The organism is Pseudomonas sp. GW456-E7 (assembly GCF_059424105.1).
The window spans coordinates 1-20,557 of record NZ_JBWKZB010000055.1 but is presented as its reverse complement, the minus strand read 5'-3'; the positions used below and the strand labels follow the sequence as shown (position 1 = coordinate 20,557).

General features: G+C 56.5%; 18 protein-coding genes and 1 pseudogene. 8 read left to right on the top strand and 11 right to left on the bottom strand.

Going from position 1 to position 20,557, the window contains the following annotated elements; genetic code table 11:
- Positions 1 to 102 precede the first annotated feature (102 nt).
- Positions 103 to 465 carry a DUF6124 family protein gene (locus AC07YV_RS25860; protein WP_102701968.1) on the bottom strand — a complete coding sequence of 121 codons (363 nt, stop codon included), beginning with the start codon at positions 463 to 465 and terminating at the stop codon, positions 103 to 105.
- A gap of 489 nt (positions 466 to 954) precedes the next feature.
- Positions 955 to 1,851 carry a LysR substrate-binding domain-containing protein gene (locus AC07YV_RS25855; RefSeq protein ID WP_102701969.1) on the bottom strand — a complete coding sequence of 299 codons (897 nt, stop codon included), beginning with the start codon at positions 1,849 to 1,851 and terminating at the stop codon, positions 955 to 957.
- A gap of 116 nt (positions 1,852 to 1,967) precedes the next feature.
- On the opposite strand from AC07YV_RS25855, the gene AC07YV_RS25850 reads away from it, so the two are divergent.
- From AC07YV_RS25850 to AC07YV_RS25840, 3 genes are read left to right on the top strand one after another with little or no spacing between them, the layout of a single operon-like run.
- Complete coding sequence (locus tag AC07YV_RS25850) at positions 1,968 to 2,984, top strand: aldo/keto reductase (protein ID WP_102701970.1); 1,017 nt, start codon at positions 1,968 to 1,970, stop codon at positions 2,982 to 2,984.
- A 2-nt stretch (positions 2,985 to 2,986) separates the two neighbouring features.
- Positions 2,987 to 3,784: an SDR family NAD(P)-dependent oxidoreductase gene (locus AC07YV_RS25845; protein WP_102701971.1), complete on the top strand. Its 798-nt coding sequence runs from the start codon at positions 2,987 to 2,989 to the stop codon at positions 3,782 to 3,784.
- A gap of 26 nt (positions 3,785 to 3,810) precedes the next feature.
- Positions 3,811 to 4,221, top strand: a complete 411-nt coding sequence (locus AC07YV_RS25840; protein WP_102701972.1) for an SRPBCC family protein — start codon at positions 3,811 to 3,813, stop codon at positions 4,219 to 4,221.
- Between the two features lie 146 nt (positions 4,222 to 4,367).
- On the opposite strand, the gene AC07YV_RS25835 is transcribed toward AC07YV_RS25840, so the two are convergent.
- Positions 4,368 to 5,771 (bottom strand): sensor histidine kinase, encoded by a 1,404-nt coding sequence (locus tag AC07YV_RS25835; protein WP_102701973.1) that lies wholly within the window; start codon positions 5,769 to 5,771, stop codon positions 4,368 to 4,370.
- Positions 5,749 to 6,432, bottom strand: a complete 684-nt coding sequence (locus AC07YV_RS25830; protein ID WP_102701974.1) for a response regulator transcription factor — start codon at positions 6,430 to 6,432, stop codon at positions 5,749 to 5,751. Before AC07YV_RS25830 ends, AC07YV_RS25835 begins: the two co-directional genes overlap by 23 nt.
- Before the next feature lie 592 nt (positions 6,433 to 7,024).
- Between AC07YV_RS25830 and AC07YV_RS25825 the strand changes: the two genes are divergently transcribed.
- Positions 7,025 to 7,954: a hypothetical protein gene (locus tag AC07YV_RS25825; RefSeq protein WP_102701975.1), complete on the top strand. Its 930-nt coding sequence runs from the start codon at positions 7,025 to 7,027 to the stop codon at positions 7,952 to 7,954.
- 245 nt (positions 7,955 to 8,199) lie between these two features.
- Here the strand turns inward: AC07YV_RS25825 and AC07YV_RS25820 are convergent.
- The 6 genes and pseudogenes from AC07YV_RS25820 to AC07YV_RS25795 all read right to left on the bottom strand — a co-directional run.
- Positions 8,200 to 8,559, bottom strand: a pseudogene (locus tag AC07YV_RS25820) (glutathione S-transferase); the annotation flags it as partial.
- A gap of 234 nt (positions 8,560 to 8,793) precedes the next feature.
- Positions 8,794 to 9,423, bottom strand: a complete 630-nt coding sequence (locus tag AC07YV_RS25815) for a hypothetical protein (protein ID WP_146025407.1) — start codon at positions 9,421 to 9,423, stop codon at positions 8,794 to 8,796.
- Positions 9,420 to 11,282: a TniQ family protein gene (locus AC07YV_RS25810; protein ID WP_102701976.1), complete on the bottom strand. Its 1,863-nt coding sequence runs from the start codon at positions 11,280 to 11,282 to the stop codon at positions 9,420 to 9,422. The genes AC07YV_RS25815 and AC07YV_RS25810 overlap by 4 nt, the downstream gene beginning before the upstream one ends.
- A complete protein-coding gene (locus AC07YV_RS25805; RefSeq protein ID WP_102701977.1) occupies positions 11,275 to 12,231 on the bottom strand; it encodes a TniB family NTP-binding protein in 957 nt (318 codons plus the stop codon). Before AC07YV_RS25805 ends, AC07YV_RS25810 begins: the two co-directional genes overlap by 8 nt.
- 272 nt (positions 12,232 to 12,503) lie before the next feature.
- Complete coding sequence (locus AC07YV_RS25800; protein WP_158248461.1) at positions 12,504 to 14,387, bottom strand: TnsB C-terminal domain-containing protein; 1,884 nt, start codon at positions 14,385 to 14,387, stop codon at positions 12,504 to 12,506.
- Positions 14,359 to 15,021 carry a hypothetical protein gene (locus tag AC07YV_RS25795; protein WP_102615154.1) on the bottom strand — a complete coding sequence of 221 codons (663 nt, stop codon included), beginning with the start codon at positions 15,019 to 15,021 and terminating at the stop codon, positions 14,359 to 14,361. The genes AC07YV_RS25800 and AC07YV_RS25795 overlap by 29 nt, the downstream gene beginning before the upstream one ends.
- A gap of 1,026 nt (positions 15,022 to 16,047) precedes the next feature.
- Here AC07YV_RS25795 and AC07YV_RS25790 point away from each other — a divergent pair.
- On the top strand, positions 16,048 to 16,974 hold the full coding sequence (locus AC07YV_RS25790; RefSeq protein WP_146025408.1) for a hypothetical protein: 927 nt from the start codon (positions 16,048 to 16,050) through the stop codon (positions 16,972 to 16,974).
- A 347-nt stretch (positions 16,975 to 17,321) separates the two neighbouring features.
- On the opposite strand, the gene AC07YV_RS25785 is transcribed toward AC07YV_RS25790, so the two are convergent.
- Positions 17,322 to 18,272, bottom strand: a complete 951-nt coding sequence (locus AC07YV_RS25785) for a DNA-binding protein (RefSeq protein WP_102701980.1) — start codon at positions 18,270 to 18,272, stop codon at positions 17,322 to 17,324.
- Between the two features lie 137 nt (positions 18,273 to 18,409).
- Between AC07YV_RS25785 and AC07YV_RS25780 the strand changes: the two genes are divergently transcribed.
- The 3 genes from AC07YV_RS25780 to AC07YV_RS25770 form a co-directional block, all read left to right on the top strand.
- A complete protein-coding gene (locus AC07YV_RS25780) occupies positions 18,410 to 19,336 on the top strand; it encodes a site-specific integrase (RefSeq protein ID WP_158242639.1) in 927 nt (308 codons plus the stop codon).
- Between the two features lie 325 nt (positions 19,337 to 19,661).
- Positions 19,662 to 19,763 (top strand): BPSL0761 family protein, encoded by a 102-nt coding sequence (locus AC07YV_RS25775; protein WP_494990364.1) that lies wholly within the window; start codon positions 19,662 to 19,664, stop codon positions 19,761 to 19,763.
- A gap of 555 nt (positions 19,764 to 20,318) precedes the next feature.
- A partial coding sequence (locus AC07YV_RS25770; RefSeq protein ID WP_146025338.1) for a transposase occupies positions 20,319 to 20,557 on the top strand: 239 nt, incomplete at its 3' end.

The following is a 20,557-nucleotide window of genomic DNA, read 5'->3' as shown; positions in this document are numbered from 1 at the left end:
CCTGTGGGAGCGAGCTTGCTCGCGATTGCGGTGCATCAGGCACATCATCGTTTACTGATGCTCCCTCATCGCGAGCAAGCTCGCTCCCACAGGTTCGGCGCTTTATTCAGGCGGATCAAGTCGATCCAGCGCCCGGTTCACTGCCAACTCACCCAGCATGATGACCTGAGCAATGCCCAGCAGCGTGTTGCGATGCGAGCCCTCCAGAAAACCCGCCAGATCGTTGGTCATCACATTGGCCGAGGCCAGTGATTCGCAGGCGTGGGCCAGCAGGGTTTCGGTGTCGAGGTCGGGGTTGATGGTGAACATCGTGGACGGTTTGTGGGGCGTGGCCATGATGTTGGCGGCGGTGTTGAGGTAGTGATTGAGGGCGTGTTCGGCGGCTTCGTGGAATGGCTTGGCGTCGGGGCTTGCGTAGGGGGAGGCTGGATCGGTTTCTGGCGGGTTGGGTGTTGGTTTGATCATCGATAGAACTCCAGTACTGTAAAAATTGGAGCCATCACTTTCGCTACCAAACGAAGGGCGGTGGCCATGCACAGGTTGGTAGACCGGAGTACTGGAACCGGCGCCCCCGAAGAGGCCCTGCGCATGACGACCATAAAAGCAGCAACTGCTTGAAGTGGCGCTACGCGCAGTACTCCGGGCTACCAAACCCGATCGCTGTTTTTCAGCGACCGGCTAACGATAAAGCCCGGACTCAAGGCGCGTAAGCCGGCGGATTCTGGCGTAACCGTAGGCAATGACGCAAGGCGCTGTAGCTTTCATCAAGTAACGCTGACAGCCGTTAAACAAGGTCGGTCAGTCGATGTTTAATATGCGGTTGTCACGACAAAAACATGGCTTTGGGCTGAGCACGAAACCTGTGGGAGCGGGCTTGCTCGCGAAAGCGGTGTGTCAGTCGACAACATTGCTGGCAATGCCGACGCCTTCGCGAGCAAGCCCGCTCCCACAGGTTCATGGGGTGGATTCAGGCTCGGTCAACATTTTGCGGAAGGTCTCCACCAACGGCCGCAAATTGATCCGGTGCCACGCCGCCCACAGCGGTCGGGTGAGGGAAATCCACGGCACTTCCCGCAGCACCACACCCGGCGGTGCGTTGCGGCTCAAGCCTTTCTGGATCATGGCGATGCCCAGGCCCGAGGCCACCAGCGCCATGGCGGTGAACGGGCCGGTGGCTTCCATGCGGATATCCGGGGTGAAGCCGGCGCGGATGCAGGCGCTGACGAAGTTTTCGCGACTGGCGACATTCTGGTGTTGCACGCCAATCCACTCCTGACCGGCGAGGTCTGCCGGGGTCAACACGGCCTGTTGTGCCAGCGGATGGTGCTCGGGCAGGGCCAGCAGCATTGGGTCGTCCAGCACCTGAAAACCCAGCAGGTCCGGGTCGTCTTCGGTCGGTGGTTCGCTGACCAGGGCGATGTCCAGGCTACGCTGGCGCAAGCCTTCGAGTTGTTCGGCCGAGCGCAGGTTGTACAGCGCCACGTGTACGTTCGGCCGGTTGACCCGCAGCACACGCAAGGCATTGGGCAGCACGCCGGCATGCATGGCATTTTCGATGTAGCCGATGCACAGGCCGCCTTCCTCGCCGCGCCCCAGGCGTTTGCCGAGGGATTCCAGGCGATTGGCGTGGGTCAGCAGGGCGCGGGTTTCGGCGAGGAAGGTCTGGCCGTCGCGGGTCAGGCGGATGCGTTGCTGGCTGCGCTCGAACAGGGTCAGGCCCAGGCGCTCTTCGAGCTGGGCGATCTGCCGGCTCAGGGGCGACTGGGAAATGTGCAGGCGTTCGGCGGCGCGCCCGACGTGTTCTTCCTCGGCGACGGCGACGAAGTAGCGCAATTGGCGGATGTCGATCATGTCAGACCTTCAAGGACTCAAGTGCTGCACATTATGTCTTGGACGGTCCGATGCTCGCAATCTAGGATCGGCTCAACGGTCAGCCACCTGACCTCTGATACTCAAGAGGATTCACCATGAGCTTGAAAGACAAACTGCCCGGCGCGCTGGGCCTGGGCACCGCACCACTGGGCAACATGTTCCGCGCCATTCCCGAAGACGAGGCGTTGGCCACTGTCCATGCCGCCTGGGACGCCGGCGTGCGTTACTTCGATACCGCGCCGTTCTACGGTTCCGGCCTGTCGGAAATTCGCCTCGGCGCCGCATTGGCCCGCTACAACCGCGACGACTATGTACTGAGCAGCAAGGTCGGCCGGGTGATCCTCGATGAAGTCGAAGACACCGCCGCCCGTGACCTGGGCGAGAAAAGCGGGGTGTTCGAGCACGGCCTGCCGAACAAAATCGTCAACGACTACAGTGCCGACGCGACCCTGCGTTCCATCGAAGACAGCCTCAAGCGCCTGCAAACCGATCGCCTGGATATCGTCTGGGTCCACGATATCGCCCAGGATTTTTATGGTGATCAATGGCTGGAGTACTTCAACCAGGCCCGCACCGGCGCGTTCAAAGTGCTGACACGCTTACGTGAAGAAGGCGTGATCAAGGGCTGGGGCCTGGGGGTGAACAAGGTCGAACCCTGCGAGCTGACCCTTGATCTGAGTGAAGCGCAGCCGGACGGTTTTCTGCTGGCGGGTCGCTACACTCTTCTGGACCATGATCGCGCCTTGCAGCGTTTGATGGACGCCGCCCTGGCGCAGCAGGTCGAAATCGTGGTTGGCGGTCCTTACAGCTCGGGCATCCTGGCCGGCGGCGCGCACTTCGAATACCAGAAGGCCAGCCCGGCGATCATCGACAAGGTCGAACAGATCAAGCGTATCGCGGCGGCCCATGGCGTCGACGTCAAGGCCGCAGCCTTGCAGTTTTCGCTGGCTAACCCGGCAGTCGCCGCGGTGATTCCGGGTTCCAGCCGTCCGCAGCGGATTGCCGAAGACGTGGCCGCGCTGTCGGCAGTGATTCCCGCTGCTTTCTGGCAGGCGTTGCGTGAGGCGAAGCTGATTTCCGAGCGCGCCCCTTTGCCCCTCATTGGAGCTTGAACATGAAGATTGATTTGAGTGGAAAACTGGCAATCGTCAGCGGCAGTACCGCCGGCATCGGCCTGGGCATCAGCCAGGCATTGGCCGAGGCTGGCGCCACGGTGGTGGTGATCGGCCGCGATACGGCCAAGGTCGAGCAGGCACTGGCGAGCATCCGTCAGCGTGTTCCAGCTGCGCAATTGCGTGGCGTGACCGCCGACCTGGGCACCGCCGAAGGCGCCGAAAAACTGTTTGCCGCCGAACCTCGGGCAGACATCCTGGTGAACAACCTCGGGATCTTCAATACGGTGGACTTCTACGACGCCCCGGACAGTGAGTGGACGCGCTTCTACGAGGTCAACGTGATCTCCGGTGTGCGCCTGTCCCGGCACTACACGCCGGGCATGGTCAAGCAGGGTTGGGGGCGGGTGATCTTTCTGTCTTCGGAATCCGGCGTGGCGACACCGGCGGACATGATCAACTATGGCGTGACCAAAAGCGCCAACCTGGCGGTGTCCCATGGCCTGGCCAAACGCCTGGCCGGCACCGGGGTGACGGTCAACGCGATCCTGCCCGGCCCGACCTTTACCGATGGCCTGGAAGAAATGCTCAAGGACGCCACGGCCGAATCCGGGCGCAGCGCCCGGGACGAAGCCGATGCGTTCGTGCGCAAGGCCCGGCCGACCTCGATCATCCAGCGCGTGGCGGACGTCGAGGAGGTTGCCAATCTGGTGGCCTACATCGCTTCGCCGTTATCCTCGGCCACCACCGGTGCTGCCTTGCGGGTCGACGGCGGTGTCGTCGACAGCCTGGCCATCTGAACCTTATTGATTGGAGAAAGCATTTCATGGCAACTGCAACAGCCTTCATCGACATCCCGGCTTCGGCCGAACAGGTCTGGCAATTGATTGGCGGGTTCAACTCGCTGCCGGACTGGCTGCCGTTCATTCCCAGGAGCGAGCTCAGTGACGGCGGGCGCGTGCGCAGCCTGCAAACGGCGGATGGCGCGGTGGTGATCGAACGCCTGCAAACCTTCGACAACGCGGGCCGAACCTACAGCTACTCGATTGAGCAGGCACCCTTTCCGGCGAGTGATTATCTGGCGACGATCAAGGTCGAGGCGCAAGGCGAGGGCGCGCGGGTGACCTGGTCCGGGCGGTTTGAACCGGTGGGCGTGAGCAATGAGGAAGTGGAGGCGTTGTTCACCGGCATCTATCAGGGTGGACTTGAGGCGCTGCGGGCCAATTACCCGGCCTGATTCACCCAGCAGAAAACACCACCAATCCCCTGTGGGAGCGAGCTTGCTCGCGATAGCGGAGTGTCAGGCGATATATTTTTACCTGATACACCGTCATCGCGAGCAAGCTCGCTCCCACAGGGGGGATCATTGTTTGTAAGAGTTTGTCAGGCCGGTGGAATCAAACTCTCCCGACAATCAAGCACCAGCCGCGCACCGCCCAGTTCGCTGCTGCCCACCTCCAGCGTAAAACCGTGCAGGCTGACAATCGCCGCGACGATGGACAGGCCCAGCCCGAAGCCGGTCTTTTGATTGCCGGCCTCGGCGCGATAGAAACGCTGGAATACCGCTTCACGCTCTGCCTCGGGAATGCCGGGGCCTGAGTCGAGCACTTCGATCCGTGTATGCCCGCCAGCATTGACCCCGCGCAGGATCACCGCACCACCGGGCGGGGTGAACTTGATCGAGTTGCTGAGCAGGTTCGCCACAGCTTCGAACAGCAGCGCCCGGTCGCCATTGAGAGGTGGCAATGACGCGGGCAGGTGCAGTTGGAAAACCAGGCCGTCGTCTTCCGCCAGGGGCAGGTAGAACTCATGCAGTTCCTGCAGCAACGCCACGGGGTCCAGTTGCACGAAACCGGAGCGGCGCCGGCGATCTTCCAGTTCGGAAATCCGCAGCAGGCCACGGAAACGCGCCATCAGCGTGTCGGCCTCGGCCAGCACCAGGTCCAGTTGCATGGCCTGCGGCGAGCCTTCGCCGGCTTGCTGCTGCATGCGGTAAAGCTGCGCGCGCAGACGGGTCAGGGGCGTACGCAGGTCATGGGCGATGTTGTCGCACACGCCCTTGACCTCATGCATCAGGCGCTCGATGCGTTCGAGCATGGCGTTGACGATGGCGGCGAGCATGTCCAGTTCGTCACGCCGATTGGACAGTGGCAGGCGCCGGCTCAGGTCGCCCGCGACTATGGCTTCGGCACTGGCCTGGATCCCGCGGATGCGGCGCAACGGCCGGCGCCGCAGCAGATACCAGCCGACGATGCCCGGCAGGATGGTCAGGGTCACCCCCCAGAACAACGCGTGAAGAATGATGCGGGTCACGGCGAACAGCGAACCGTTGTCGCGCACCAGCACCAGCCAGCGGCCGTCGAGGGTGCGGGTCGCCACGGCGTCGCAACTGTCGGCGGGCAGGGTCTGGTCATCATTGTCGCCGTAGGCATCGCAGTCGCGCAGCATGTGGATCTTGCCATCGAGCGGCAAGCCGTCCGGAATGTAGCGCAGGGCGCCGCTGAGGTAATGGTGCCGGGCATCGAACAGGCCGTAGGCGTCGATGCCGCGGATGTCGAAGGCCATGCTGACGGCGAGGGCGTCCACCAGTTGCTCGCCCGAGAAACGCGAAAACAGGTGCTGGCGCTGCATCAGTGAATGCTTGGCCAGATTGTCCAGGTAAGCGGAAACCTCGTAGTACATGACCCCCATGAGGATCCCGCTCCAGATCACGAACAGCGAACTGTAGAGCGCCAGCAAACGGCTGCTGGAAGAGCGCCAGCCTTTAGACGGGTTCGGCAATGACATAACCCGAGCCTCGCACGGTCCGAATCAGTGGGACATTGCCAGGCGGGTCGATCTTCTTGCGCAGACGGCCGATGTGTACGTCGATCAGGTTGGTGCCGGGGTCGAAGTGGTAACCCCAGACTTCTTCGAAAATCATCATCCGCGAGAGGATCTGCCCGGTATTGCGCATCAGGAATTCCAGCAGTTTGTACTCGGTGGGCAGCAGCGTCAGCAGTTGACCGTCGCGGCTCGCTTCGTGGCTGATCAGGTTCAGCTCCAGGTCCGCCACCCGCAACGTGGTGGCCTGGGCGGTCACGGTGTTCTGCCGGCGCAGCAGGACTTCGACCCGGGCGGCCATCTCATCGGTGGCGAAGGGTTTGGTCAGGTAGTCGTCGCCGCCGGCGCGCAAGCCGCGCACGCGTTCATCGACGTCGGACAGTGCGCTGATCATCAGGATCGGCGTCGACACGCCCATGGTCCGCAGCGTGGTGACGATCGCCAGGCCATCGAGCTCGGGCAACATGCGGTCGAGGGTGATCAGGTCATAGTTGCCGCTGACCGCACGCTCCAACCCTTCGCGGCCATTGTCGACCCAGTCGACGTCGAGGCCGTGGCTACTCAGTTCGGCGACAATTTCCCGGGCGGTCACAGCGTCGTCTTCGATGGTCAAGATGCGGGTCATAAGGCTGGCCTGATTTGCAGTTCAATACGAAGTTGCGAGCATTTTGCCAAGAAAAAACCGCGACTTAATAAATTAACTTTCATCTGGGCGGGGTCGCTTCACGCATTCCCGGGGAATTGTAGGAGCCAGCCTGCTGGCGATGGACTCACATGCGCCGCGTTTATCCAGTTCACACGCGTCATCGTTAACGACCATCGCTGGCAGGCCAGCTCCCACAAAAGACCGCAATTGTAGGAGCCAGCTTGCTGGCGATGGACTCAAGTGCGCCGCGTTAATCCAGTTCACACGTGTAATCGTTAACGACCATCGCTGGCAAGCCAGCTCCTACAAAAGGCCGCGTCCTAATCGAAAAACCGGTGAAAGCCCCGAAAAAGGTTGTCTGACTCCCCAGTGGCAATAAAAGCTACAAATAACCCATGCATAAAACCCGTTGGCTCAACCTGTTCCTTGCAGTTTGCATGGGGCCGGGAAGTTCAAACTTTCTAAGCAATTGAAGCACAACGATTTATTCAAAGTGCGTGACTGGCACGGTGACTGCAATTCCTTCCTCGAAGAGTTGTAACACCATCTTTCTGCCTGGAGCGATACAACTATGAATAGATCCTCTGACGGTTTCTATCCCGCCATGGATGAATCCACCACGCTGTCCGGCGTGTCCTGGGGCGCGATTATCGCGGGTGCCGCTGCCGCGGCGGCGTTGTCGCTGATCCTGGTGTTGCTCGGCTTCGGCCTGGGTTTTTCGGCGGTATCGCCTTGGGCCAATGAAGGCGTGAGCGCCAAAGGCCTGGGGATCTCGACCATTGTCTGGCTGGCCTTCACCCAGATTGTCGCTTCGGGGCTTGGCGGTTACATCGCCGGGCGACTGCGGGTGAAGTGGGCGTACATGCACGGCGATGAAGTTTACTTTCGCGACACGGCCCATGGTTTTCTGGCCTGGTGCGTGGCGACGCTGGTGACGGCCACGCTGGTCGCCGGGTCGGTCAGCAGTCTGGTCGGCGGTGGCGTGCAGGCCGGGGCGAACATGGTCGGCGGTGCCGCCAGTGCCGCGACGCAAGCCGTGGGCACTGCGGCGGGCAATACCCAAGGCGATGAGTACGGTTACTTCGTCGACAGCCTGTTCCGTGATGATCGCCCGGTTGCCGTCAGTGATGATGCGGCCCGGGGCACCGTCACCCGGATCTTTGTGCGTTCCCTGAGCAGGGGTGAGCTGGCCGCCGAAGACCGGACTTACCTGGCGCAACTGGTCGCGCAGCGGACCAACCTCACTCAGGCCGACGCCGAACGTCGTGTCGATGAGGTCTATGCCCGCACCCAGAAAGCCGTGGCCGACGCCAAGCTGGCCGCTCAACAAACCGCTGACACCGCTGCGAAAGTGGCGGCGTGGACCACGCTGTGGATGTTCGTTGCGCTGTTGGCCGGTGCGTTCTTCGCCAGCCTTGCCGCAACCTTCGGCGGTCGTCGTCGGGATGCGGTGGTGTATCTGGAAACCGATACCTACGTCACCACTGCACCGATTCGTTAATCCAGGAGAACTACCATGCGTTCATTACTGCTGTTCTTTCTCGGCGTGCCGATCCCGATCATTATCTTGATTGCGTTGTTTGTGCATTGATTCGACTGCCGCTTCTGCCTTTGGGTGAAGCGGCGCTTTTGCTTAAGCCATCGCGAGCAAGCTCGCTCCCACAGGGAATCACGCTTTCCTGTGGGAGCGACGGTGCGGCGATCCGACTTGCTCGCGATGGCGGTCGATGAGGCAAAATGAATCCGTCAGTCAATCGGCGTACTGACAAACACCTCAAGCCCTTCGGCATACGCCGTGAACGCGGCGATCCGCGGAAACTGCGCCGCAGTCACCTGATCCGGCACCACCAGGTTGGTGAAGCTCCAGGCTACAGCGAGGGTGATGCCGTCCTGCTCGATCGTACCGTCAGTCTTCAGCGGCTGCTTTTCCAGCTCCCGTTCCAGCGCCGACCAGGCCGCCACCAGCTGTCCTTCGACCCGCTGCACCCAAGGCTCGAACTGAATTTCCGCCGGCCGCAGGTTGCGCTCGTAGTAAAGCTGCACGGACTTTTCGCTCGCGGCCAGCGCCAGGCCGATCAGGCGCAAAGAGCGCAGGCGCTGAGCCGGTTCCCCCATTTTTCATGTTTGTTAGTAACGCCATGCCATGATTATTCTAATTTTTGTCAAAATGACTTGAAGGCAGAGTTTCAAAATAAGTGAGAATCTGCGAAATTTAGGACAAAAAGCTCAACTTTGTGGGCTCTGTAAATTTAGTGGATGTCATTTAATTTTGGGGGCGCGAAGAAAGATCGAATTGAATTTTTCAACAGCGGGAACCTCATGGAGGTAAGATGGTGGGGGTCATACGAAGCCGTGCTCAGTGGCGAAGTTTTGTAACTGTATTTTATCGATCATCGAACAATTGGAATAACCTTTTAAGGGGTGCGCTAATAAAAGTTTGTTTCTTTTTGTCAGATTTCGTGTGTGTTTATGGCCCAAGTATCTATCTGCTTGTGAAAAGGTACAATATTTTTCTAAAATTTCCTCCACTTTGGACACGTCATCCTGACTCAGGTATGTGGTTACACCAATGCGAATTGGATCAGTGAAGCCGGAGTTTAAAAATAGCCGCCCGAAGGACCTGCTATTGATATCATATTTTTTCCAAAGATCAGATATATTTATTAAAGTTGGCTGAGGCTTTTGTACTGGTGTATCAGGATTTTCTCGATCTGGGATCGAGAAGTAATTCGCGATGTCGTCAATGGAATAGATAAGTTGCGAGCAGGCGTTAACTGATGCGCCGCTTACCGGGGTTATACCAAGTCTGCTTAGTATCTTGTATGCGAAAGGTGCGCGAGTTTTCAACCAGTGAGCTACGGTAGTTAATTTGGCGTAATTTTTGTAAAATGTATCGATACTGCTATTTTTTATTTTGTTATTGGTTTTAGATTTGGAGTCTGCAATTTGAAGGGTTTTTGTTGCGATCATGTTGGAAATTGCTTCGACTGGAACCTGAAGTTTTTCTGAGGCTTGCAGTATTGTGTGTCCATTGTTATTTTCTTGGTGGCGTTGATCCCGATTTTTGGTGTGCGACAAAACTTCATCTCGCAAAAAAAAATAGCAGGATTGTCATCGATTTCTGGACTCGTGACAGGTAAGACTCCAAAAGCTTTGAGGGTTTTGGTCACTTTTCCACGACTATAATTAAATAATTTACAGACTTCTGCTGCGCTTACGTATTGTGTTTTAAATTTTTTTAGTATTCTGATGTCTATGAGATGGCCACCCACTTCACATTTTTGAACGTTGGTAAGAAATCCAAGCTTTGTAAGTTTTCGTATGACTTGTTTTGATGTGTCAAGATATTCCGCGGCTGCAGCAGAGGGTAACCAGGCCTCTGTCTTAGTATGGGTGTGTAGTGCGCGTTTGGTTGAAGGGCTTCTGGGCTTTAATAGCTGTTGCTCAATATCGTTACACCATTCAATAACTAATTGGCTGGTGTGAGTGCTTATCAGTTGAATTTGAAGTATGTTGTTTTCAATGTTTAGTGGTGCTATTTTCAAGTGCGCTATGGCCCTGCGGATTTGTTTGGTGGGGATGTTAGTTTGGCTGGATAGAAGTTTCACGGAAATGAAGTTTTTAGTAAAGTTTTCTATATCGTGCGGATCAAAGTACATTTTGTGACTTTTTTCCCATTTGGGCGCCAAGAGATGGTGCTCAATTGCGCCTTTTATTGCAGCCGCGCTTAGCTGAAGCATTTCTTGGAGGTGCTTTGGCGGTCTTTCAGAATTACGTGTTATTTTCTTCTTGAAGCCGTTGCGAAGCTTTATCGTTAATACTTGTTTTGATAGTGATTGAGCTTGTATCCAATTGTATTTAGTTTTGTCTGGCTTGATGTTTATTTCCAAGCGTAAGATTTTCCAATAATGCTGGCGTATGTTAAGCCAAGCACCAATTTGCCGCTTCGTTAAAGAAAATGAGTGAAGTGGTGCTGTTGTGAAGGTCCCGTTTTTTTTCGCATTTTCATGTGAGTGATATTTGATGAAGTCTCGCGCACAGTCCCGTGCCTTGGGTTGGGGGAATAGCGAAAGTTTGGCTGCGATAATATATGCAGGTGTTTCTGGGTATAGTTCATTTAGTCTTCTAAGGTGAGCCAATACTCCCACCATGTCTTCCTCAAGGAAAGCGAGTGCTAGTGATAATAAACACCTATTGGCTGGACATTCAGTATGGCGCTCCACCCGATACCCCAAGTCGTTTAGGTAGTCACAAAGTTGGCGAAATTTCTGTGAGTCGCCCATCCTAAATATATTGAGCAGTTTCTGTTCGTTTGTCGCCGTATCGGCCGAACATGGTGGCGAAATCAGCAGATGATTACACCTACATTTTACATCCAATGCATGCCAATAAAGTTTTACCTGGCAGTTAGGGCATTTTGTAAGATATTTTCTGAGGTGGTAGGGGCAGTAGCTAGAGAGCTTGAGGTCTTTGATGAAATGCTCTATGCCGTTTTTCCAGCATTCGGAACAATATGTGGCTCCCCTCTTCCGTATCATGTCGGCGCTAACGGAGAGCCCTGCGATTTTCAGAGGTGGAGCGTGATGTAGCGCACCAATTGGTTCATAAAAACCGCTAAGAAACTCATCGCCTGCCGCACCCGCCCGTTTAGAGATTTCTTGAATAATGGGGTGCGAGCGGGAAATTAGGGAGCCGTTAAAACATGTTCGACCAAAAAGTGCCTTAAGATCCGAGCGTAATATGCAACCATGCATGATAGCCATGCGCTTAAGGATACTGGTTGGACTTTCTTCAGGCAGTGGTCGAGGTGTGAACAATATTTTACTCATCGCGAACCTCCTCGTAGTCCAATATAAGCTTCATCAAATCGTCATAAGACTGGAAAAATGGATTGCCATCTGACAAGTTGTTCGGTAAGTCCACATATTGGCAGGCAGTGGAGAAGTCACTTGCTTTCAAAGTGCGCGGAACGCCCCTGCGCAAGCAGGTTTTTAGTGCGTCATTAATGATCAGCCGCATCCTCTTCAGATTGCCGCTGGTACCTATGAAGAGTGGCGCTGCGATGGTTGGATCGTTAAGGTGGACACCCTTTGCGAGTTCCGCAATTTCGTACATTGCGATATCCAAATGTTTTAATGTCGCGAAAAAATCGGAGTCGACTTTCGCGTCATAAGTGAAGTGTGATAGCTCCGCGAAATATGGATATCGATTTTCAAACGCCTCATCTTCACGCCGGATGTCTCTGCAGAGTTCGGTGCCCGAAAGGATCACGGGAATTCCTGATCCATTGAGAAGCGAGACAATCCATTGTAGCGAGTCAAGACGCACCTTTTCGGCGACGGTGGTAATACAGAGGCGTTGAATTTCGTCGAGAAAAATCACCTTCACGTGACACGTTTTCATGCAAGTGATTAGTTGGTGGGTGAGCTTCTCGATGGTGCCGTTTGGAGTTTCGTCAATCAAAAAACGAAGCATGTTTGTGATCAAGCCTTTGACAGTTGTCGGGGATGGGACCTCGCAATAGAAGACGGGCAGATTTGCATAGGTCCCGTCGTCACCGCGAATCACCGAGTTGCTGTTGTAAAGCTTTCGAAAGTAATGACAAAGGGTAGACTTCCCAGTACCACTTGGCCCGCAAAGCAGGGCACATACCGGTTCACCTAGCGCTTCGGTGTTTTCGATCGCGTTCTGAATTTGCGAGCATGCCTGCCGATAGCGTGGATGAAAGACAATTCTGGCTTTGAATGCTTTAACGATTTGTTGGATGTCGGATTCCATTGTAATGCACCTCTTTTTGTTCAGATCTAATCAATAGGCTGAACGGTGGCGCAGGGGCGGGTGGTTGATGAACCCAGATAAGGGCCGCGTTTAGCGACACAACGAATGTCTGAGTACATCGCTTTCACCAAGTGATTATCTGCGCGCTCCTACAATGATTGCCGCTCGAGGCGCTTCAGCTCCGTGGTGATCGTTGACACATGCAAGCTTTGCCTCAGCGGAGCGCAGTCGGCTGTGCGGACAACGCTGTGCAGGGGCGGATGTGCATGGCGTTATACCTCCACAGACGAATAATCGTCGGGTGTGTCTCCATGATGGTGATAAACCTCTTGCGTATTAGGTTTGTTGGCCGTTGTCCTCGTTGAGTGTTTCTGTGATTTTTGAAGCGAACCTTTCTCCGCAGCCTGCTGACGTTGACGTCGCTGTGCCGGGGTCTTCACCTTGGCCAGCTCACGGAGCAATGCCACTCTCGCTCGGCGCGCCTTGCTCGGGTCGAAGGCAGTGCGTTCGGCCTTCAAGCGCTTAAGCGTCAATTGATGCAGGTGCATGGTGAGTCCTTCCTGGTAATCAGGATCGACCGCCTGCAGTTCAAGAAGCTCGTCGGGGTAGCTGGGATGGCAGGCCCAGGCATGTCCCAGGTCACTTGGGTCGTAATAGACGAGGAGTTTGTCCGGGCGGGGTTCGCGATTGGCCAGATATGGCACCGCGGGTCCTGTCCAGAACAGCGAATTAAACCGCAGCCGTCCTTGTTGCGGAGAGGCTTGGAACGCGCTTAAGAAGTACTGGCGAAGTTCCGAGGGCGAATAGCGCCGTGGTGGAAACAGGGCCGAATAAGCCGCCTCCCATGCCAGCCGGGGAGAGATGTTCAGGCTGCTGTGCACCCGCTCACAGTACACGTCGGTAACCCAGCGGCTGAAGATACTTCTGACTACCTCTATGGTAAGGCGTGCGTTGTCTTCAGAGTTGTAATCGCCCCGTGTGGTGATGTTCGAGAAAGTCGTGCCGGGCATCGCGTGGGCGATCTCTTTCGACCAGACGCCAAAAAAGGCTTCTACGTGCGGTTTTTGATTGCCTGCCGCGGGCTCGCAGTAACAAATCTCCCCCCCCAACATGGCGATGATGCGTCGAAGGTTATGCTCCACGAACTCAGGGCCACTGTCGAAGATGTAGCGTATTGCGGTACCGCCATAAGTATTCTCGCTGGACAACGACAGCTTAAGCGCTTGCAGGGTGGTGTCCAAGGAGGGTGGGTTAAATCCGATGGCCCAAGCGTAGGGCATTCGCGTAAAGACCTCTAGGAAAACGGTCAGGTAGGGGCGACCGATGACTTCGCCGTCATCATCCACCACTACTACGTGCATCTCTTGAGTGTCAGCCTCTACCAGTTCGAACAGCCGCCCCGGGCTTGGCCGTTTACGCGTCCAGCCTTGCCTTTTTTGGGCATACTTGCTGCCGTGTTGAGCACAAGCCGTTTCGTGGGCATCCAGCTCTCGCAGGAGCCGATTGAGGGTCGACTCCGAGGGTATTTTCAGCCTGTCGTGTTTGGGTCTGCCGTCATTGAACGTTTTCAGCTCCTGGACGATTGCATCGATCACTTCGGTTTTACAGGTAGGTTCCGGCTTCAGGTACAGCTCTTTAACCTGCTGTTGGATGATCTGCTGAGTTTCCCAAGGCTGATGGTCCAAGCGATGTTTCCATTTAGGTTTTTTAGCCGGTATGAGCGCGAGGTAGCTATAACCTGACTTGCAAAAAATCCGGATCCAACTGCGTGCCGTACTTAGGCTGGGTGGGCTGATATCGTTGATCTGCTTCGCTAGTGTGCTAATTAATGCTTGGGCACTTTCCGCCGGCATACGTCCGTGGTAGCGATTCATCAGCGGACGCACGTAGTAACAACGACGGTTGAACGCTTCGGCGTAGGGCTTGGGCAGCCCCGAGAGAACTTTCTGTGGATCCTTCTCAATGGGCGCCTCCTGATCTTTAACGAAGTCTCCGCGCTTCATCGCCCGCTGCAGGATGTCATGGGTCTGGCGCAGCACGATCCTGCGGCCCTCGAGGGCGCGCAGTTGCACGCTTTCACCTTGGAGATCTACGATCTGAAAGCGCTGACCGCGATAGCGGTAATGTTCACCGATCTTGAATTGAACGAAGTCCATCATGCCCTCCGTAGATCACAGTTTGTGGCGTGAGCTTTTGCCTCAGGTCTATCCGCAGTTCATCAAGGAAAATGGCGTAACAGATGGCCTGTGAAGGGATGTCGTTGGCGAGTAAGGCTTTAAGAGTTGTGCCCTGCCTGCCCAGCGCGAGTACTTTGGCGCGAACCTGTTTTGCCGCCCGTCTCGAACAGCCAAAACCGTAGTGATAGAGAAAGCGCAGGTTATGGGTGATGAGCGAGGGAGCGAGTAGGTCTGGCGTGAGCCAGCGGAACACATAGCCGCCGTCCAGCAGCATAGCTTCGACCGCCTGCGCCCACTCCCGCGTGTGGCTACCCCTTTGGCCCTCGGAGCACAGAAATTTTTGATAGACGATCAGTCCGCTGTCCAGTCGCACCAGAAAGTCGGCTTTATATAGTGTGTCGCCACAGCGCAGTGCGGCAGGCCGGCACTGGTAACTGAGGACATCGTGTCGATACTCAAGATGGACGCAGTAGTCAGCTTGCATCAGGTTGTTGCAGGCCACCGGCCCGCGGTTTTTTTGGGAAGGAAAAAATGTGACGCGACTGCCGCTCCGGCCTTTGTTCAGGGAGGTACGGGCGAGTGTTTCAATGGGCGGTCGGCTTAGTGCAAGCATGGTAATACCTCTGTGGTACGGGGTGGGGCGAAAAAATCGGTGGGTAGTCACCACCCAACGGACCGTGAAGTCGCTGCAAGTCGTCGGCATAGGACGGTCGCAGCGCGCGCCGCGAGGGTTACACCATTAGTGTCGGTCGGCATATCCACCTGCTTTCGCTGTACCAATGGCCGACTGGCACTAGGTGGACTAGCGACTCGACCACGCATCTTTCATTGGCGCGCTGGTGGTGCGTAATGTCGTGAGCGCTCAGGGAACACGCGCAAACGAGGTGAGGCGTGGCGCCAAAACCAACTCCATCGGAACTCGATGTACACGTAAATGCCACGCAAGGTTTCACCGCCGGGGACTTTCCGATACGTGCGGCAAAGGTATTTATAGTGGATCACTCCGCCAATTTCGGACCGGCCCAAGGCAATTGTGAGGGCTCGGCCCGTGTCCAACGCCCGCCACTTGAATATGGTCATTACCCAGCTGGATTGGCTGCGAGTCAGTGAGAGCATTCCCCACTGACTGGGGGGACGGTCAGCCGCCACTGGTGGCCTAACGGACGGGCGTAACCGCAAGCGCCACGGCGTAACTATGATAACCGGGGCCAAGAGGCGCGCTGCAGAACGCTGGTGTCGATGATGGGTTTGCATCTTTTTGTCCTCCAGACCGATTCAGCGAAACTGTCGGATGGACGTTCACTTTAACCAGTACGTACCGGGATTTCTCTGTACGGAAACACGTCAAAAAATGCCATAGACGTACTCTATTCCCATATATAATCAGGCACTTGAATAATCAAAGTTCACGCACAACGCCTAATCAGCCCTGGCTGGCGACCGAGGCACGGAATTGGTTGATAACCGTCTCATAGACGTAGGTTATGCCGTCGTAAAATCAGCAACTTGCAGGGGACTGTAAGCGCACGTACCGCTTATCTAGGTAGCATGTAGGTGCGGGCAGGCGCGCAGGTGAGGCCCAATCGGTATGTATGGGTGTATAGTTGCGTCCGGGGTGGTTGGGGGCAGGAGTTGACAAGTGTCGACACTTTCCAGTGCTTCCGTTCGGCGTTGTCGTAATCGGTTTTTCGGGGCAACGTTGTACCAACTTTCCGGGGCGTCATCACGCACGGAGTATGCCCGCTGGTGCGATCATCTGGATCGCCCGCAGCTGTTCACCGCACCGGGTACCGTCGGCGGGGCGTCGGTTGGAACCAATCCCAAATGGCTTAGGTTGCTGGACGCGGGCGTCCAGTTGCATGAACACTGCCTGAACCACTTGATGGATGTTTTTCCAGAATTGAAGGCGGTTTACAACCATCCCCTCTGGGAGGTACTGGGCTGGGATAGCAATGATCGCCAGCTAACTGCAATGTACCTGGCGACTCGACGGCCACATTGCGTTGCACTGCAGGGTTCTTCGTATCCTTGTCGCGTCAATGCGCGGATGAGATGGGCCTTGGGCGTCCCTGATTGGACCCTTGTAGTTCTGCCGTTAGCATTGTTTCGCAACCCAATCCCGCCCGTGAGCCCACAACAACGCTGGCTGCAGCAACGTTTCAGCCATTACGTGGCGCTTGCCTCGCTGATGCCCGCTTACCACCAGTGTTTCAACGACTTATGGGCGTTGTTAGATTGTTGGTTGAAGTGCAGCGGTCAACTCTTTCCGCTGGCCTGGGCCGCTGATGCGGAGCAGTTCGAGTATCAGCGCGAATTCTGGCAGATAAGCCGCGATGAAATGATTGACTACGGCTGGCTGCCACCATCTAACCACCCGACGCGATGCGACCTGGCAATGCTCTGGTGTATTTGCCTTGCTAGCCCATTTCTGGCGGATAGGCTCAATCAGAGCCTGAGTCGCGGTGTCCGTCGCTGTCCTCCGCTGCTTCGCCAGCTCATGAGGGAGCTGGACCCAAGGCTGGATGTGCTCGCCACGGTGTCGCTGGATCAAATGCCCAGGAGCTAGCCGTCAGCAATGACGCTGTCTTGGTCTTCGCCGTCTTCAGGCGAGGGCAGGGTGGTAACGCCAGCAGTAGGTGCGGCAGGTGTTCGATCTGGCGCTGCTTCTCTAGGGCGCTGCGTAGTCGGCTTCGGAGATCGACCGGCTCGTCCCGTCACTGCGCCTGATGAGGTGTCTGCGTGACTTGCTCCCAGTCGGCTTGGGTCTTCTGACTGGCTTGTGCCTCTATGGATGTCTGCTCGGCGGAGTATCTGGAGCCGGTATTGCCGAGTTCGCCGCGGGTGGCATCGATTGCGTGGCCCCATGTGCCGTTGAAGTACTCGAAGCGCACATATCACAATGAATACCAAGATTTAGCCAGAGGCTGTCAACTGGCGCAACAACGTTTGTAGCGTCTCAATTTGACGCGCCTGCTCGCGTAACTGGCGCCGATCGTTACGGTGCTGAAGCAAGTAGGGATTGACCCGGTCACGCAATACCGCCTGTTCGGTCAGCAATTTACGCACCTGTTCGCTCAATGTGTCGTTGGTTTGCTGATGGTCACGTATGGTTTTTGTGTGTTGTCGGAGCTGCTCCTGTTGCCTACGATGGTCATTAAGTAGGCGTTCGTGTTCGCAATACACGCTAACCAATTCCTCCTGTTTGGCCAGTTGCGCATTCTGCATTGTTCGTAGCTCCTGGCGTAACTGTTGGATTAGCTGGTCGTGTCGGTGCAGTTCTTGTCCGCGTTGGGCCAGTTGCTCTTGCCGATAGTGCTCTAGCCCCTCCCAGGCATGTTGATGCTTGTCCTCCAGTGACTGCACCTGATTGGCGCGCTCTTCGAGCATCTGTTGCTGGCCCGCAACCAACTGACGCAAGCGTTGGCGTTCACCCTCGCTGTCTTGTAACTGCTCGCGCAGTTGTCGTTCGCGCTGACGCTGCGTCTCTAATTCATTCGTCTGAGCGGATATCATTTCCAATGCTTGATCAAGGCGTTCGCGCAGTTGCGCATGCTCCTGGTGATAGGTCGTCTGTTGCCGATCAAGTTGCGCCCGTTCCTCAGCCACTGCCTCTTGAGCTTGTTGAGTCAGCCGCTCGGCTATGCTCGTCACCAATAAAAGCATTTCTTCACTAACAGTTGGGGGCGACGTGTCGTCGACGGCAGGACGGGTGCTGAGTTCCTTTAGGTAACGTTGGATCGTGCTTTTCGAACCGGTATTGCCCAGCTCCACGCGCACCAGATCGATGCTGGGGTGAAGCCCACGGGCCAGCAACGCGTCACGAGCGGAATGCACCAAGGCTTTATTGATACCGCCACGGGCCATGTCAGGAGCTCCTGTAGGGTTCCCGGTAGTTATGCAGTATGGCGCATGGTGGTCGACTTGCTCGGTGTTGAATGGTGATCGTGACTCCGTTCACGCAGGCAGGGACAGCTCGCGCTGGCGGCGCGGAGGGCAAACATATGACATCGGCTTCAGAGCGGTATCTTCAGGCTGCACGGCGCGAAAGTACCATTCGGCGTTACAAGCAGGCATTGGAGCATTACGAGATTGGCTGGGGCGGCTTTTTGCCGGCGTCCAGTGAAAGTATCGTGCGTTACCTCGCCGAGCACGCGGGGCTGTCCATCAGTACCTTGCGCAGTAATCTGGCCGCTTTGGCGCGCTGGCATTTGAACCATGGTTTTGTTGATCCCACCAAAGCGCCGCAAGTGCGGGATGTATTACGCGGCATTCAAGCCTTGCACCCGCGGCAAGTCCGTCAAGCCGAACCCTTGCAATTGCGCGAGCTGGAGCAGTGCGTGGCGGCCCTGCAGCAGGAGGTGGCGTCACCGGACCTGTCCGTGCGCCTGCGCGCCAGCCGCGATAGGGCCTTGCTGTTGCTGGGTTTTTGGCGAGCCTTTCGCAGTGACGATTTATGCCGCCTGCGCATTGAAACCAGCCAGTTGGTGTCCGGCGAAGGGTTGAGTCTGTTTCTGTCCAGCAGCAAAACCGACCGTGATCATCAGGGGCGCACCGTCAGCGTGCCGGCCTTAATACGACTGTGTCCGGTGCAGGCCTACGAGGATTGGCTGACGCTCAGTCAACTTCGGTCGGGGCCGGTGTTTAGAAGCATCGACCGCTGGGGGCATCTGGGCCCCGCCGCGTTGCATCCGTATAGCGTCGCGCGGGTGTTGCGCCGGGCACTGACGCGCGGCGGCGTTGCGGGGGAGCGCTACAGCGGGCATTCGTTACGCCGCGGGTTTGCCACCTGGGCCACCCGCAATCAATGGTCTCCCAAGGCCTTGATGGAGTATGTCGGCTGGCGTGACGTGCACAGCGCTCTGCGCTACGTGGAAGCCGACGCGCCGTTCGGTAACTGGCGGCGTGAGGATGGGGCCGAGTCTAAATGACTGCGCGAGTGACGATTTCGTACTGAGCTACGGCCTATGTTATTACAGCTGTACAACGTTACTTTTCGACGATTCAAGTGAGCGGTAATAGAGGTTTGAGAAACCAAGATTCTCAAACCTCATGGCGTTTTGGGTGTTGAGAGGCTCGAATGGTGGTACGGCGAGGAGAGAGGGGCGTGATTCACGGGCGGATCCCAGCGATTGCCCCCCTGTGCAGCTTTGTTTTAGGTGTAGGCTGTAGGTGATTTACCGACCAACAAACTGCGGCGGAAGCCAGCAAGCTCAGAGCGGCTGGACCGTGCCCGGTGCGTGCGAGGAGGACACCATGATCATGCCGAACGAGCGCACGCGAGCGCTGATTCAGGCGCGAGACTTTTTAGTGGCGCTGGCAGAAGATCCCGCGCGCTCAGCGTCCATTCGCCGCTAGGCCCGCCAGCTGTCACGGCACTATCCCCATGCAATCGAAATATTGCGGGCGGGGCTGCTCGACGAGCAACGAGTAGACCGGCTGACCGAGCCGTTCCTAAGTTCAAGTATCGATTGAATGGATTGGTGACTCATCCTCGGTCCCAGGCCACTGCTCCGGAGTTGTTGATACGCATAGGGGAAAGGACTCCATTGCCTGATCAACCTTCTGCGTTACGCAATTGCACCCGCGCTCAATGGCCGTTCCGGTTCGACAGGCGTTAGCTCATATTTCAGTTGACGAAAAATTACGGAGGAGGGTGTGTGGATGAGCACTTCAATTGCGACACAAAGAAAGATGCCTCCCGAGAGGAGGGGCTCGCGGCCTTTTGGCGATTCAGTTCCGATCGAAAGTCGCTGACGGAGTCGGAGAGGTTGCAGCAAATCAAACGGGGGGGGCCGTTGACCTTATCCGGGCTTTTCGTTTGGCCTTCAACCTTCAAGACTGAACTGGCCTAATGATTTTGGACACTTCAATCGGGCGCTATGATGGCGCCCAAATCTGAGGTGTGTGGATATGCGTAAATCTTATTCCAGTGAGTTCAAGCTCAAGGCTGCCAGCATGGTGCTGGACGAGGGCCAGTCAGTTCCCGATGTTTGTGCCAGTTTGGATATTGGCCCTACGGCCTTGCGCCGTTGGGTCGACCAGGTTCGCAAAGAACGCTTGGGTTCGACCCCCGTGGGGGCCAAGGCAATCACCGCCGATCAGCGGGAGATTCAGCAGCTCAAAGCGTTGCTCAGGCAAAAAGACCTGGA

Coding starts and splice junctions, on each gene's coding strand:
- AC07YV_RS25845 (WP_102701971.1), top strand. CDS start 2,987: ATGAAGATTGATTTGAGTGGAAAACTGGCAATCGTCAGCGGCAGTACC.
- AC07YV_RS25780 (WP_158242639.1), top strand. CDS start 18,410: ATGACATCGGCTTCAGAGCGGTATCTTCAGGCTGCACGGCGCGAAAGT.
- AC07YV_RS25835 (WP_102701973.1), bottom strand. CDS start 5,771: ATGTCATTGCCGAACCCGTCTAAAGGCTGGCGCTCTTCCAGCAGCCGT.
- AC07YV_RS25795 (WP_102615154.1), bottom strand. CDS start 15,021: ATGCTTGCACTAAGCCGACCGCCCATTGAAACACTCGCCCGTACCTCC.
- AC07YV_RS25860 (WP_102701968.1), bottom strand. CDS start 465: ATGATCAAACCAACACCCAACCCGCCAGAAACCGATCCAGCCTCCCCC.
- AC07YV_RS25800 (WP_158248461.1), bottom strand. CDS start 14,387: ATGGACTTCGTTCAATTCAAGATCGGTGAACATTACCGCTATCGCGGT.
- AC07YV_RS25850 (WP_102701970.1), top strand. CDS start 1,968: ATGAGCTTGAAAGACAAACTGCCCGGCGCGCTGGGCCTGGGCACCGCA.
- AC07YV_RS25855 (WP_102701969.1), bottom strand. CDS start 1,851: ATGATCGACATCCGCCAATTGCGCTACTTCGTCGCCGTCGCCGAGGAA.
- AC07YV_RS25840 (WP_102701972.1), top strand. CDS start 3,811: ATGGCAACTGCAACAGCCTTCATCGACATCCCGGCTTCGGCCGAACAG.
- AC07YV_RS25805 (WP_102701977.1), bottom strand. CDS start 12,231: ATGGAATCCGACATCCAACAAATCGTTAAAGCATTCAAAGCCAGAATT.
- AC07YV_RS25775 (WP_494990364.1), top strand. CDS start 19,662: ATGATCATGCCGAACGAGCGCACGCGAGCGCTGATTCAGGCGCGAGAC.
- AC07YV_RS25785 (WP_102701980.1), bottom strand. CDS start 18,272: ATGGCCCGTGGCGGTATCAATAAAGCCTTGGTGCATTCCGCTCGTGAC.
- AC07YV_RS25815 (WP_146025407.1), bottom strand. CDS start 9,423: ATGATCGCAACAAAAACCCTTCAAATTGCAGACTCCAAATCTAAAACC.
- AC07YV_RS25810 (WP_102701976.1), bottom strand. CDS start 11,282: ATGAGTAAAATATTGTTCACACCTCGACCACTGCCTGAAGAAAGTCCA.
- AC07YV_RS25830 (WP_102701974.1), bottom strand. CDS start 6,432: ATGACCCGCATCTTGACCATCGAAGACGACGCTGTGACCGCCCGGGAA.
- AC07YV_RS25825 (WP_102701975.1), top strand. CDS start 7,025: ATGAATAGATCCTCTGACGGTTTCTATCCCGCCATGGATGAATCCACC.